At 61.1% G+C, this 13,092-nt stretch carries 13 protein-coding genes; 5 read left to right on the forward strand and 8 right to left on the reverse strand.

Annotated elements, in window-relative coordinates; all coding sequences use genetic code 11:
• Positions 1 to 114: 114 nt before the first annotated feature.
• From RYB09_RS20285 to RYB09_RS20300, 4 genes are read right to left on the reverse strand one after another with little or no spacing between them, the layout of a single operon-like run.
• Positions 115 to 975 carry an HlyD family secretion protein gene (locus tag RYB09_RS20285; protein ID WP_219171030.1) on the reverse strand — a complete coding sequence of 287 codons (861 nt, stop codon included), beginning with the start codon at positions 973 to 975 and terminating at the stop codon, positions 115 to 117.
• Between the two features lie 23 nt (positions 976 to 998).
• Positions 999 to 1,199 carry a DUF1656 domain-containing protein gene (locus RYB09_RS20290; protein ID WP_058408858.1) on the reverse strand — a complete coding sequence of 67 codons (201 nt, stop codon included), beginning with the start codon at positions 1,197 to 1,199 and terminating at the stop codon, positions 999 to 1,001.
• A complete protein-coding gene (locus RYB09_RS20295) occupies positions 1,189 to 3,375 on the reverse strand; it encodes an FUSC family protein (RefSeq protein WP_316889935.1) in 2,187 nt (728 codons plus the stop codon). The genes RYB09_RS20290 and RYB09_RS20295 overlap by 11 nt, the downstream gene beginning before the upstream one ends.
• Complete coding sequence (locus tag RYB09_RS20300) at positions 3,372 to 4,853, reverse strand: efflux transporter outer membrane subunit (RefSeq protein WP_316889938.1); 1,482 nt, start codon at positions 4,851 to 4,853, stop codon at positions 3,372 to 3,374. Before RYB09_RS20300 ends, RYB09_RS20295 begins: the two co-directional genes overlap by 4 nt.
• 183 nt (positions 4,854 to 5,036) lie before the next feature.
• On the opposite strand from RYB09_RS20300, the gene RYB09_RS20305 reads away from it, so the two are divergent.
• Positions 5,037 to 5,984 carry a LysR family transcriptional regulator gene (locus tag RYB09_RS20305; RefSeq protein ID WP_002552240.1) on the forward strand — a complete coding sequence of 316 codons (948 nt, stop codon included), beginning with the start codon at positions 5,037 to 5,039 and terminating at the stop codon, positions 5,982 to 5,984.
• Positions 5,985 to 6,071: 87 nt separating this feature from the next.
• Positions 6,072 to 7,046: a 2-hydroxyacid dehydrogenase gene (locus RYB09_RS20310; protein WP_058400607.1), complete on the forward strand. Its 975-nt coding sequence runs from the start codon at positions 6,072 to 6,074 to the stop codon at positions 7,044 to 7,046.
• 36 nt (positions 7,047 to 7,082) lie between these two features.
• Here RYB09_RS20310 and RYB09_RS20315 read toward each other — a convergent pair whose 3' ends face one another.
• Complete coding sequence (locus RYB09_RS20315; protein ID WP_057422374.1) at positions 7,083 to 7,985, reverse strand: DMT family transporter; 903 nt, start codon at positions 7,983 to 7,985, stop codon at positions 7,083 to 7,085.
• A gap of 136 nt (positions 7,986 to 8,121) precedes the next feature.
• Between RYB09_RS20315 and RYB09_RS20320 the strand changes: the two genes are divergently transcribed.
• Positions 8,122 to 8,997: an AraC family transcriptional regulator gene (locus tag RYB09_RS20320; RefSeq protein ID WP_316889940.1), complete on the forward strand. Its 876-nt coding sequence runs from the start codon at positions 8,122 to 8,124 to the stop codon at positions 8,995 to 8,997.
• On the opposite strand, the gene RYB09_RS20325 is transcribed toward RYB09_RS20320, so the two are convergent.
• The 3 genes from RYB09_RS20325 to RYB09_RS20335 are packed head-to-tail and all read right to left on the reverse strand — an operon-like array spanning position 8,986 to position 11,224.
• Positions 8,986 to 9,318, reverse strand: a complete 333-nt coding sequence (locus tag RYB09_RS20325; protein WP_057401246.1) for a DUF3325 domain-containing protein — start codon at positions 9,316 to 9,318, stop codon at positions 8,986 to 8,988. The two genes, RYB09_RS20320 and RYB09_RS20325, sit on opposite strands and share 12 nt — an antisense overlap.
• Positions 9,318 to 10,859, reverse strand: a complete 1,542-nt coding sequence (locus RYB09_RS20330; protein ID WP_316890031.1) for a PepSY-associated TM helix domain-containing protein — start codon at positions 10,857 to 10,859, stop codon at positions 9,318 to 9,320. Before RYB09_RS20330 ends, RYB09_RS20325 begins: the two co-directional genes overlap by 1 nt.
• Positions 10,860 to 10,879: 20 nt before the next feature.
• Positions 10,880 to 11,224: a DUF3649 domain-containing protein gene (locus RYB09_RS20335; RefSeq protein ID WP_122281319.1), complete on the reverse strand. Its 345-nt coding sequence runs from the start codon at positions 11,222 to 11,224 to the stop codon at positions 10,880 to 10,882.
• A 202-nt stretch (positions 11,225 to 11,426) separates the two neighbouring features.
• Between RYB09_RS20335 and RYB09_RS20340 the strand changes: the two genes are divergently transcribed.
• Both RYB09_RS20340 and RYB09_RS20345 read left to right on the forward strand, forming a co-directional pair.
• Positions 11,427 to 11,930, forward strand: a complete 504-nt coding sequence (locus RYB09_RS20340; protein WP_316890032.1) for a sigma-70 family RNA polymerase sigma factor — start codon at positions 11,427 to 11,429, stop codon at positions 11,928 to 11,930.
• The gene (locus RYB09_RS20345; protein WP_316889943.1) at positions 11,927 to 12,904 is read left to right on the forward strand and encodes a FecR family protein; all 978 of its coding nucleotides are present in this window, start codon (positions 11,927 to 11,929) and stop codon (positions 12,902 to 12,904) included. The genes RYB09_RS20340 and RYB09_RS20345 overlap by 4 nt, the downstream gene beginning before the upstream one ends.
• Positions 12,905 to 13,092: the final 188 nt, after the last annotated feature.

The raw sequence follows: 13,092 nt of genomic DNA on the forward strand, positions 1-13,092 counted from the left end.
CGCCCCCGGCAGCTCTTGCCCCCCCCCACACCCGCAGTGGTGTATCCGAGGCTCGCAAGTATCGTGCGACGCTCCGCGTCGCATGCCGTTCTGGACGCTCTGCGTCCTCTAGCATCAGCCGTCTATCGGCCTGACGATCACCGTGCAGGTCATTCCCGCAGCCAGCAATACGCTTTCCGGTACGGAATCCAGATGAATGCGCACCGGCACGCGCTGGGCCAGACGCACCCAGTTGAAGGTCGGGTTCACATCAGCGATCAATTCGCGACTTTGCGGGTTGTCGCGGTCGTAGATACCGCGTGCGATGCTTTCGACATGGCCTTTTAGCACTTCGCCACTCATCAACTGCATATCGGCAGGATCGCCCACGTTAAGGTGCGGCAACTTGGTTTCCTCGAAAAAACCGTAGACCCAGAACGAGTTCATATCGACCACGGCCATCTTCGCTTCGCCAATGCGTGCATAGTCGCCACGATGGACATTGAGGTTGGTGACGTAACCGTCCACCGCCGCCAACACCCGCGTGCGGGACAGGTTAAGTTCGGCCGCTTCCAGTTGCGCCTGCGCCAGCTGGTAATCAGCCAGCGCCGAGGTGGCGACATTGCTCGCGTCATCACGGTTTTCTGCCGAGATGACCAGTTCATCCATGTCGGCACGGCGCTTCGCGTTGAGCTTGCGCATCTCCCACGTCGCCTTGCGTGAAGCCAGCAATGCCTGCGCCTGGCGGACTGCGATCCGGTAATGTTCCGGGTCGATCTGCATCAGCAAATCGCCGCGTTTTACCCGTTGATTGTCGTGCACCGGCACATCGACCACGGTGCCGGACACATCGGCGGCTACATTGATGATATCGGCGCGTACCCGACCATCACGAGTCCACGGCGTATCCATGTAGTCGACCCACAGCGTACGACCAACCCAGAGCGCGATTGCCAACACCAACAATGTGGCAAGAAGGCTATAGAACTTTTTCATGCGGATATTTCTCGACTCAGGCGTCAACGATAAAGGGGCAGCGCCAGAGCGCCGAAGATGCAGATAAACACGCACAAGCGCAGCAAGGCCGGGTGCCAGAAATGCCGATACAGGTCAAAACCAGCCAGCAGACGATCCAGCGCCCATGCCAGAACGACAGCCAGCAGAAACATCAGCGTCAGGCTCGGCATGTACAGACCGTGGAAGGCTATTTCACGCGGCATGGGCCATTCCTGAATGGGCGCGTTCGACGCCATAGGCGGCCAGCGGCGATTGCGGGTCCAGCAGCGAGGTGCGGATAAAGTGCAGATAGCTTTTCACCCGACGCAGCACCGAGGTGTCGAAATGCGAGGCGAAGGGTTCATCGGCCTCCTGCACCCGTTTGATGGCCTGATCGACCGCCGACAGGCCGCGCTGCAGATTGACCGCATCGGGCTGGATGAACAGGCGTACCAAGGCGCGTCCCATGACGCGCAACGCGATGCGCCAGGGTTGGTATTCGGCGTAGGCCGGATGAATCGGCAGAATTGCCTGTTCGCGGCGCAGCTCGATAATGGCGTGGCCGATTTCCAGCACCACGAACATCCAGCGCAACAGCTCGCGCTGCACCAAGGGTTTGCTGATCGCCAGACCGTACGCCTGATGCATCAGGTCGCGGGTCTGGCTTTCGAAGCTTGAACCCAGACGCTTGAGCGGTGCGCCAATCGCAAACACCACCTGATTGCGCAAGGCCTGCTCCAGACGCTGCCACATCCAGCGGCTGTTGGGTGGCAGGATGATCGCCCCCGCTGCGGCACAGATCAGCATGCCGATGACCATCGCGAGGTAATCGTTGATGAAGGTGTAAGGGTTGTAGACCGTCAGGTTGTCCGGCACCGAGCCCAGGCTGAAAAAAATCAGCAGCCCCAGGCCGTATCCCGTCCACTGCGGACGTGAACCCAGAAAGGCGCCGAGCACAAACACCGGGGCCAATAGCAGGCACAGCAGCGGGAAGCCGTCGATGTGCGGGAACAGAAAAAAGGTTTCGACAAAACCCAGCAGTGCGCCGAGCAAAGTACCGCCGGCCATCTGCAACGACATGCGCCTGGGGTTGTGGGTGGTCGATGACAGCGCGACAGTCGCCGCCGAAGCCAGGACCATGCTCGCGCCGCTGGGCCAGGCTGTCAGCACCCAATATGCACTCATCAGGCCGACTACGCAGGTCGCGCGGGCTCCGGACGCCAGGGCTGTCATCCAGTGGGTACGCGGCACGAATGAAGCGTTCCACTGCTCACGCGCATGGATGTGATCGGCCAGCGATGCGTGGGTCAGTGCGTAATCATGCAGCTCGCTGACCAGCCGGTACAGCAGCTCGAACGCCGTATGAAAATCGAGTCGTTCGGCGTCGCTCGGCAGGGTGTGTTCCAGCTCGGCGCGCAGGCTTCTGACCCGCTCGGGCAACTGCGCCCTGCACGTCTCAAGGCGCGTGACCAGCAGCGCAGCATCATCGTTGGTCAACGCGCGGTCGGCGAACACATCAAGCAGCTCTGCGAGGGTTTCAAGACCGGGACCGATGTACCTCAACACCGTATCGGCACGTTCCAGCCGCAGCCGTTCAAGCAACTGATGCAGTGCATTGAAGCGCGTCGTAACGGCCATGAACTCGCTGTTCAAACGATTGAGCCGCCCGTTGCGTCGGCGCATGTGCGGGTCCTCGAACACTGTGACGCTGCGCAGCCCTTCCAGACCGATGGCCTCGGCGACGAAGCGCACGTTTCCGGTTTCAAATGCCGTGCGTGCAATCTCCCCGCGCAAACCCTCGGCCATGAAACGGGCGAATACGCCGAAGCGCTGGTACAGCGCATTGCGCATGGCGGCACTGGAACTCTGCGGCAGAATTGCCGCACTCACCGCAGTGGAACAGAGGATCCCCAGGGTGATTTCCAGCACTCGCCACACCGCTGACATGAATGAACCTTCGGGATGCGCCAGGGCGGGCAGCCCTACCATCGCGGCCGTATACCCCGCCAACACGAAGCCGTAAGCACGAAAGTTGCGATAACGCGCCGCACCTGCGGAACAGATACCGACCCAAAGCGCCAGGCTGCCGAGAAACGGCAGCGGGTTCTGCGCAAACAGGGCCATCAGCAGCACCATCATGGCCGACCCGGCCAGCGTACCCAGCAGGCGGTAAAAACTTTTGGCGAACACCTGCCCGCTCTGCGGCTGCATGACGATGAACACGGTGATAATCGCCGTGTGCGGCTGCGGCAACTCCAGGCGCAGAGCCAGCCAGTACGTCAGAAATGCAGCGATCAATACCTTGAAAAGGTAAACCCAGGTCACCCCGTCACTGCGCGCCCAACTACGAAATTCACGACGCCAAGGCAAAGCGGTCACGCGCTCAAAGGCAGCAATCATTTCGCACACTCAAGATCAGCAGTGGTGCCTGAAGAATGGCAACCGCCGCTCTCCCCGCCCAGCGCTACCACCAGCCCGGCATAGGCATTAAGGCGCGCAGCCTCAACCTGTTGCTGAATCTGCTGCTGGCGAAACAACTGGGTCCGGGCGTTGAGCACGTTCAGGTAATCGGTCAGCCCGCGCTGCCAGGCAATCAATGCGATGTCGTAGGTCTTTTGTGCCGACGTTACCGACTCGGCGGCCAATGCCTGTTGCTTGTCCATCGAGGCGCGACGAATAAGCTGGTCGGAAATACTTTTCAACGCCATCACCAGCGTCTGGTTGTAATGCGCCACGGCCTGGTCATAAGCGGCCGACGCCTGACCCAGCTGCGCCCGCAAGCGCCCGCCGTCAAAAATCGGCAAGCTGATGGCTGGCCCGACCTTGTAACCCAGCTTACTGCCGGTCAGAAACTCCAGCATGCCGCCGCCCGTGGCCATGTAGCTCAGGCTGCCGACCAGATCGACATTGGGATAAAAGCCCGCATGCGCAACGTCGATACCGCGCGCCTGCGCCGCAACCTGCCAGCGCGCGGCCACCACATCGGGCCGCCGTCCCAACAGTTCGGCGGGCAATGCCGACGGCATTTTCAGCTCGGTGTGCAACGACAGCGTGGGCCGTTGCAGCGCCGCGCTCTCTCCCGGCCCTTTACCTGCCAGAGCAGCCAGCTGATTGCGGCTCAGGGCGATGGCCTCTTGCAGCGCATCAATCTGCCGGTGGGCCTCGGGCAATGGCGTTTCGGCCTGACTGATCTCGAAATGCGTGCCGATCCCGCCCTTGAGGCGACGCTGCGCCAGATCGAGTATCTGTTGCTGCTGGGCCAGCGCTGCCTCGGCGATGTCCAGTCGGGCGTATTCAAGGGCCAGCTGGATGTAGGCGCGAACCACGTTTTCCTGCAATTCGAGCTGCGCCTGACGCTGCTCGGCAGCACTCACGTGCGCCAGATCAAGGGCCTGCTCGCTGGCGTTGCGTTCACGCCCCCACAGGTCCAGCGCGTAGCTCAGGCCCAGCGACGCATTGTTGTCCCAGGTGCGAGTATCGGCCAGCGCTCCGGGACCATAAAACTGATCCTCGGGCCAGTCGTGGCGCATCAGGCTGGCACTGCCCTGCACCTGCACCGACTCGGATGACTCGGCGATCTGCGCCATCGCTCTTGCCTGGCGCACACGGGCAGCGGCCAGCGCCAGACCCGGGCTGCCAAGCGTAGCAATATCGACCCAGTGATTGAGTTGCGCATCGCCGTAGGCACGCCACCATTGCGCTGCGGGCCAATGGGCGTCGAGGGCAGCGCTCTGAATCGCCTGATCGGTGGCCAGGCTGTCCGCGTGCAGAAGACTGCCCTGCGGTTTGATTCCATGTGTTCCGATACAGCCGTTGAGGACCAGCGTAAAAGCCAGGATACCGACGGGCCAGAGCCCTCTGATGATGCGACGCGGCACAGCTGCGAGTTCCCGAACGGAGGTAATACACCTTGAATGGCGGCGATTCTAGGCGGCGCTTGACGCGGCGATAAGCGGGGATATTTGTGAATCTTTGTTACTGAAACGGCGATAATCCTTTGGTCTGGATACATGCATCCGTTACTTCATGTCACAATTTGCCATCTACTCAGAGAAGTACCCATGGACACCCTGCAAAACATGCGTGCCTTCAGTTGCGTGGCGCAAGCGGGCAGCTTCACTGCTGCCGCCGCCGTGCTGGATACCACCACCGCCAACGTCTCGCGCGCGGTCTCCAACCTTGAAGCACATTTACAGACGCGCCTGCTCAATCGCACCACCCGACGCATTGCCCTCACCGAAGCAGGCAAGCGCTACTTGTTGCGCTGCGAGCAGATTCTCGCCTCGGTAGAAGAAGCCGAAGCCGAAGCCAGCGACGCGCATGCCCGCCCGGCCGGGCAACTCAAGGTGCATTCGATGCCCGGCGTCGGCCAGCATTACGTGATTGACGCCATCGCCCGTTATCGCCGCAACCACCCTGACGTCGCGTTCGACCTGACCATGACCCACCGCGTGCCGGACTTGCTGGAAGAAGGCTATGACGTGTCGATCGTGCTGGCCAGCGAACTGGCAGACTCCGGCTTTGTGTCTCAGCGACTGGGCATTACCTACAGCATCGTGTGTGCATCGCCCGAGTACGTCAAAACCTTTGGCATGGCCCACAAGCCTGCCGACCTGCTGAATCATGCGTGCCTGCGCCTGGTCAGCCCGGTGTTCCCGCTGGACAAATGGCTGTTCGATGGCCCGGAAGGTCAGGAGATGGTCACCATCAACAGCTCGCCGCTGCTGGTCAATTCTGCGGATGCCATGAAAACCGCGATTTCCAGCGGCATGGGAATTGGCATTCTGCCGATCTATTCGGCAATAGAAGGGTTGCGCAACGGCACGTTGGTGCGAGTGCTGTCGGATTACCGCTCGCAGGAGCTGAACCTGTACGCCATCTATCCGTCACGCCAGTATCTGGATGCCAAGATCAGAACCTGGGTCGAATACCTGCGAGGTTCCCTGCCGGAAATTCTCGCGGCCGATGAGGCGGATCTGCATGTGCAGGCCCTCAAGTCCTCGTTCTGACATCGTACAACTGTAAAAAGCGGCTGCCAAAGAGCGGAGAGGAATGTTAGCGTGCTACTCATTCAACCGCTCAAGAGTGACTGCCCAATGAAAAAAACCGTACTCGCCTTCAGCCGTGTTACTCCAGAAATGGCCGAGCGCCTGGCACAAGACTTCAATGTGATCGTGCCCAACCCCAAGCTGGGCGACATCAGCGCCCAGTTTAACGAAGCCTTGCCTGAATCCCATGGGCTGATCGGCTCAGGCCGCAAGCTGGGTCGCGAGCAGCTGCAAAATGCAACGAAACTGGAAGTGGTTTCCAGCATCTCGGTGGGCTACGACAACTACGATGTCGACTACCTGAGCGAGCGCGGCATTCTGCTCACCAATACGCCGGATGTACTGACCGAGAGCACCGCCGACCTGGGCTTCTCGCTGATCATGAGCAGCGCCCGCCGCGTCGCCGAACTGGATGCCTACACCAAGGCCGGACAGTGGACGCGCAGTATCGAGCCTCCGCACTTCGGCACCGACGTGCACGGCAAGACGCTGGGCATCGTTGGCATGGGCAATATCGGCGCAGCCATCGCCCGTCGTGGCCGTCTGGGCTTCAACATGCCGATCCTGTACAGCGGTAACAGCCGCAAGACCGAGCTTGAAAAGGAACTGGGAGCACAGTTTCGCAGCCTGGACCAATTGCTGGCCGAAGCGGATTTCGTCTGTCTGGTAGTGCCACTGAGCGAAAAGACCAAACACTTGATCGGCCGTCGCGAACTGAGCCTGATGAAGCCCGGTGCCATCCTGATCAACATCGCCCGTGGCCCGATTGTCGACGAGCCCGCGCTGATCGAAGCCCTGCAGAACGGCACCATTCGCGGTGCCGGTCTGGACGTTTACGAAAAAGAACCGCTGCAAGAATCGCCGCTGTTCCAGCTCAAGAACGCCGTCACCCTGCCCCACATTGGCTCGGCCACCACCGAAACCCGTCAGGCGATGGCCGAGCGCGCTTATCACAACCTGCGCAATGCGTTGCTGGGCGAGCGGCCGCAGGACCTGGTCAATCCGCAGGTGTGGAAGGGCTAAGGCATTCCTGCTCTATAACCGAGGATGAACATCGACTCAGGCCAGTTTGCCGCCGACCAAGACGGCAACCGGCCTGGTCTTCCTGAACACCAGCACATTGCCCGCCATCACCAGCACAAGCCCGAGCAAGGCAGCCACGGTCCACTGGTAGCCTTCGACCCACGTCGAGATGTTCAGCGCCACAATCGGGAACAGCACAGTGCAATAAGCTGCGCGTTCCGGCCCCATGCGCCCGACCAGGGTCAGGTAGGCGGTGAACGCAATCACCGAGCCGGGAATAACCAGGAACAGCAGTGAGCCTACGTAACGCGTGTTCCATTCGAAGGTGAACGGCGTGCCGCTGAGCAGGCAGTAGAGCCCCAGTATCGTCGCCCCGTAGAACATTCCCCACGCATTGGTGGTCAGCGGACGCAGGCCGGCTTTCTGTTGCAGGCTCGACAGCATGTTGCCCGCCGAGAAGCACAGTGTGCCCAGCAGGGCCAGGCCCAGACCGATCAGGGTCTCGCGGCTGGCGCTGTGCCCGGACAGCTCGGGCCAGAACAGACATGCCAGCCCGATCAGGCCCATGGCACCACCGGCCATAACGTTACCGGCGATTTTCTGGCGAAAGAACACCCGCGCATTCAGCGCATTCCACAGCGTCGAAGTCGAGAACACCACAGCGATCAGCCCGCTGGGTATCCACTGGCTGGCCGTGTAGAAACACATGAAGTTGACGCAGAACAGGCACACGCCTTGCGCAAGACAAATCAACTGACCACGACGGTTGACCGGTTGCAGACGCTTTGTCAGCAACAGGAATGCAAACAGCACCAGAGCCGCCAGCGCGAAGCGATAGACGATCGATACCGGAATCGCGACATCGCCGAGTTGAAGTTTCAGGGCGATCCAGGTCGTACCCCAGATCAGCACAGTCAGCAGATAAAGCGAAATGTTCATGGTGCAGGCTCCTTGATGAGCCATCAGTCTGCTGCGTACCGGTCTGCCAGCGCTTGCACAATCTTGCGCATTTGCTTCAAGCGCTACTGGCAGCGGCGTCGCCAGCGAGTAGGATACAAATCCTAGAGGAATCGTCATGCCCGCTATTGAATCCATCCAGGTCTTTCAGGCCCTGAACAGTTCACCCAATGCCAATCTGGAGCAGAGCGCCCCGCTGGGCGACGGGTTGGTGGCGGCGTTGTGGAACAATCGGCATGACTCGCAGGAATATCACGCACCGACCCACCACACGCTGTCGTGCTATATCGAGGACGGCACCGGGACGTTTCGCCGCGGCAGACCCGACCAGAAAGGTGCGCCGGGCAAGCTGTGCATCTTGCCTGCCGGTCATGAGTCCGCCTGGGTGGTGAACGGCGAGATCCGTCTGGCGCATCTGTATTTCAGCCCGGAACAGTTTGCGCTGGGCTGCGTGACACTACTGGATCGCGAGCCGCGTGAGATGCAACTGCGGGAAAACACCTTTCTGGAAGACCCCGCACAAGCCGCACGCTTCCGGCAGTTGATCCGCCTGAACTGGGCAGAGCCCGGCGAGCGTCTGCTGACCAGCAGCCTGGCGCACGAGATGGTCAGCCATGCGTTGCTCAGTCAGGTAGGGTTGCGCGAGGGGTTGCGCCTGAAAGGCGGCCTGGCACCACACCTGCGGCGGCATCTGGTGGACTTCATCGAAATGCACCTCGCCGACCCGCTGAGCCTCGGTCAACTGGCAGGCCTGTGTGCGCTGTCGGAATACCACTTCGCGCGAATGTTTCGCGAAAGCTTCGGCTTGCCGCCACACCAGTACCTATTGGCGCGACGTATCGAACAGGCTCGCCAGTTGCTGCGCAGCACCGGCAAGCCACTGGGCGAGATCGCGCTGGCCTGCGGCTTCGCCAGCTCCAGCCATTTCAGCAACCGGTTTCGTCAGGCCACGGGGGCCACGCCGGGCGAATACCGGCTGGCGTTAGGCCAATAATTGACTCACGGCTGCCAACGGGCTGAGCAGCACGCCACAGCCTGCCAGCGCCAGCACCCAACGCGGCCGGAACGGCAGCAGCGCAACCAGCAACACCGCGCTGCTCATCAATGCGGCGAACCAGTGCACCGTGCCCATCATCCAGCCATCGGCCTGAACCGCCGCCCATGACGACAACAGCAGCGCGCCCCAGCCGACCAGTTTGAGCGCCCGACGCCGCTGTTCAGTCAACGGGCCTTTGAGCAGTTCACTGTAATGGCGCGCCATGGACAGGCACAGGCAGGTGAACCCTACGTAGCACAACAAGGCAGCCAACAGCATCAGTGGCTCTCCTGAGGTGTGGGCTGCAAGGCAACGCCGGATGTTTTACGGGCGGGTACAGCCGTGAACTTCAGTGCCGCCCAGCCAAGAAACAGCCCGGTGACCAGCGCCGTCAGGTCAAAGGCCGTCATTACCCAGCTTCCCGACATCAGCGAACCCAGCAGATAGCGGCCGCTGGTCAGCAGATCGAGCAGCGGCAGCCCGGCAAACAGCACCGCGCCCAGCCCCAGTTGCTCGCGCCATGCACTGCGCCCTTTGCGCACCAGGGCGTGCAGCACTGACAACGCCCAGCATGTGAAGAACACGCTGACTTCCCAATCGGCACGCCCGATGAAACCCGAAGGCAGCAGACGATTGGCCCAGAAGAAGCTGGCCACGGCAATCATCAACCCGGACATGCTGGCGATGTTCAGCACTTCCACCAGACGCAACTCCAGTGGCAGCACGCCGGTTTTAGCGTGCTTGAGCTGACGCTTGCCCAGCCACATCACCAGCCCGGTGCCGATCATTGCGGTTCCGGCGACCCCGAAAATGAAGTACATCCAGCGCAGCAGCGGCTCGGCGAAATGGCCTACATGCAAACCGTACATCCCGCTGGAAATCAGCAGCGCGACCGGGCGCTCGGGTACTTCGTTCAGCAACGCGCCGCTCGACCCGCTGAACGTCAGCGCCCCGCCCCGATCCGGCACGATGCTGCCCTTGTCATCACGCGTCAGCAGAACCGAGGCGGTGCTGTCGCCCGGATTATTGACGATCACCCGACCCACCTGACCGCTGTCCCACTTCGCGTTCGCCGCATTGACCAACGGCGCAAGTGCTACCAACGGCGCAGGCTTGCCTTCTCGCTTGAGCATTTCCGGGGACGGATAGGCTTCGCGGTAGAACGCTTGAACCGTGTCGTACTGGCTGAGGATGCTCGCGGGCATCACCATCGACATGAAGATCACCAGACTGCTGTAAGTGATCATCAGATGGAACGGCAACACCAGCACGCCAAGCGCGTTATGCCCGTCCAGCCAGGAACGCTGGCCCTTGCGTGGACGAAACGTGAAGAATTCCTTGAAGACTTTTTTGTGAATGATGATGCCGGTGATCAACGCAACGAACATCACCATCGCGGCGCTCGTCGCCAGCCAGCGCCCCCAGGGATAAGGCATCTGCAGTTGATAGTGAAAACGGTAGAAGAAATCACCGCCGCGCGTGTCGCGTGCCTGCACCTCGCTGCCGGTCTGCGGGTCAAGTAGCTTGCGCACGAAGTTATTGCGTTGGCCCTGCTTGCCTTCGGGCAGCCAGCCAGCCGTCAGGCCCGGCGTGCGCTCGTCCGGCAGGCTGATGAACCAGCGCGTAGCCCCGGCGGCGTGGCTTTGCAGATAATCCTGAGCCCGCTGCACGCTGGCACCGGCATCCAGAGCGCGCACCGGAATTTCCGGCTGCATCCACTGGGTAATTTCATCCTTGAAGTAGGAAAGCGTGCCGGTCAGAAAAATCGCGAACAACAGCCAGCCGAACAGTAAGCCGACCCAGGTGTGCAACCAGGCCATCGACTGACGAAAACCCTCTTTCACAATAGCCACCGACCGCAGGCGCAGGCAGCCGCCAGCAATGCGCACGGCGCTAGCACTCCGACCCAGGCCTGCAACGCCGTGCGGCAGGCAAAACACCAGAGCACCGCGACCAGATAAACCAGAAAGGACAGCATCATGCCTGTCACCACTGCTTCGGCGCGGGGGATGGGCAGCCACTGCGCACCGCAGATGCTGACCACTGAGGCAAGCAGATAACCGGCAAACACGGCCGCCAGCGCCCGCGAGGTAACGGCAAGCCGATAGGCAACCGTCAGGCCCTTGCTTCTGGATTTCGCCATGCGTTTTTCCGGCAGCGAACCGCTTGCGGTGGTGACATCCATCAAAGGGTCTTCATTGATTCGTGAAACCTGGGAAGCCGGCTCACCAGCCCTCGGGAAGAGGCCGCGATGAATGCCAGCTGTTTGCGCCATTCGTCCCTGAGTGGGATAAATGAACCGCAATATTAATGATAAATATTCTCATACGCAAAAGAGTCTGCCAGAATCCACGCCATCAACGAGTCCCCGTGGATTGTTCCCCGTGATGCCCATCGCCCACTCCGCTCTCAATCACACTGTCGAAAGCCTGTACAGGGCACACAACACCTGGCTGACAACCTGGTTGCGGCGCAGGCTCGGCTGCCCGCACAGCGCAGCGGATCTGGCCCAGGACACCTTCATCAAGGTATTGGGCGCACGCGATACGCAGCAGATCGTCGAGCCTCGCGCCTTTCTGACGACGATTGCCAAACGTGTGTTGTGCAATCACTACCGGCGTCAGGACCTGGAGCACGCCTACTACCAGGCGCTGGCCGAACTGCCGGAATGCGTGGCGCCTTCGGAAGAAGAGCGGGCAATCATTCTCGAAACACTGGTGGAACTCGATCAACTGCTGGACGGCCTGCCGCTGCTGGTCAAGCGGGCGTTTCTGATGTCGCAGGTCGACGGGTTGAGCCACGGCCAGATTGCCGCCGAACTGGGCATCTCCATTGCAACGGTCAAACGCCATCTGAACAAGGCCGCACTGCGCTGCTATTTCGCCTTATGAACCCGAGCAACGAGTCCTTGAACAAATCCGACATCTCGCCTGGCGTGGCGCAGCAGGCGGTCGGCTGGCTGCTGGAAATGCAGGAAGGCACGCTGGATGCGCGTCGTCAGCAGGCCTGGCAGCTCTGGCTCAATGGCAACGCCGAACATCAGCGGGCCTGGGCGCATATGAAGCGGGTCAACCAGCGCCTCAGCGGACTGTCTTCGCCGCTGGCGCATGCGACACTCAATGCGCCGAAATCCGCCAGCCGTCGGCACGCTCTGAAACTGCTGTTGTTGCTCGGCGCAGGCTCGGCAGCAGGCTGGAGTCTGCGCGAGCAGATCGCCCTGCAACCCTTGCTGGCCGACTACAACAGTGGCGTTGGCGAGCAGCGCAAGGTGGCTTTGAGCGATGGCAGTCAGGTGCAGTTGAATACTGCCAGCGCGGTCGATGTGCGTTTCGATGCACAGCAGCGCCTGATCAAGCTGTTGCAGGGCGAAATCCTCATGACCGCCTCGGCGGACAGCCGCCCGCTGAGCCTGTTGAGCGCCGAGGGCACGGTCAGGGCATCGACAGGCGCCAGCCGTTTCAACCTGCGCCAGCTGGATGGGCGCACGCAATTGGCGGTGTTTGCCGGAGCCCTTGAAATAGCCCCGCTTGGCAGGAGCGGCCCCGGTTTGATGCTGCGGGCCAGCCAGCAAGTGACCTTCAGCCGTGATGCCTGGGACAGCGTGAAACCTATAGATGCGGGCAGTGGCGCGTGGGCGGACGGGATGCTGGTGGCGTCGCGCATGAAGCTCTCCGACTTCCTTGCCGAGCTGGGTCGCTATCGACGCGGTCGTTTGAACTGCGATGCAAAAATCGCCAGCCTGCTGATTTCCGGCAGCTATCCGCTGGCCGACAGCGAGCGCATCCTCGACATGCTGGAACTCGCCCTCCCGGTGCATGTACAACGCTTCACCCGCTATTGGGTGAACGTGCAGGCGCGGGTTTGATGTCTCCTCAAATGCTGACCGCTCGCTCCTGCGTTCCAGTGTTTATGGAGATACCGAAATACGAGGCTGAAACCACGCTGACTATCGTTCCCACGCTCCGCGTGGTAATGCAGTTCGTGACGCTCCGCGTCACACAACTCTGCGATTCAGTGAGATTTCGGCTCGACTCAAGTCACCTTTTCGCCCCT

Source organism: Pseudomonas syringae group sp. J254-4, assembly GCF_032586855.1.
Classification (GTDB): domain Bacteria; phylum Pseudomonadota; class Gammaproteobacteria; order Pseudomonadales; family Pseudomonadaceae; genus Aquipseudomonas; species Aquipseudomonas amygdali.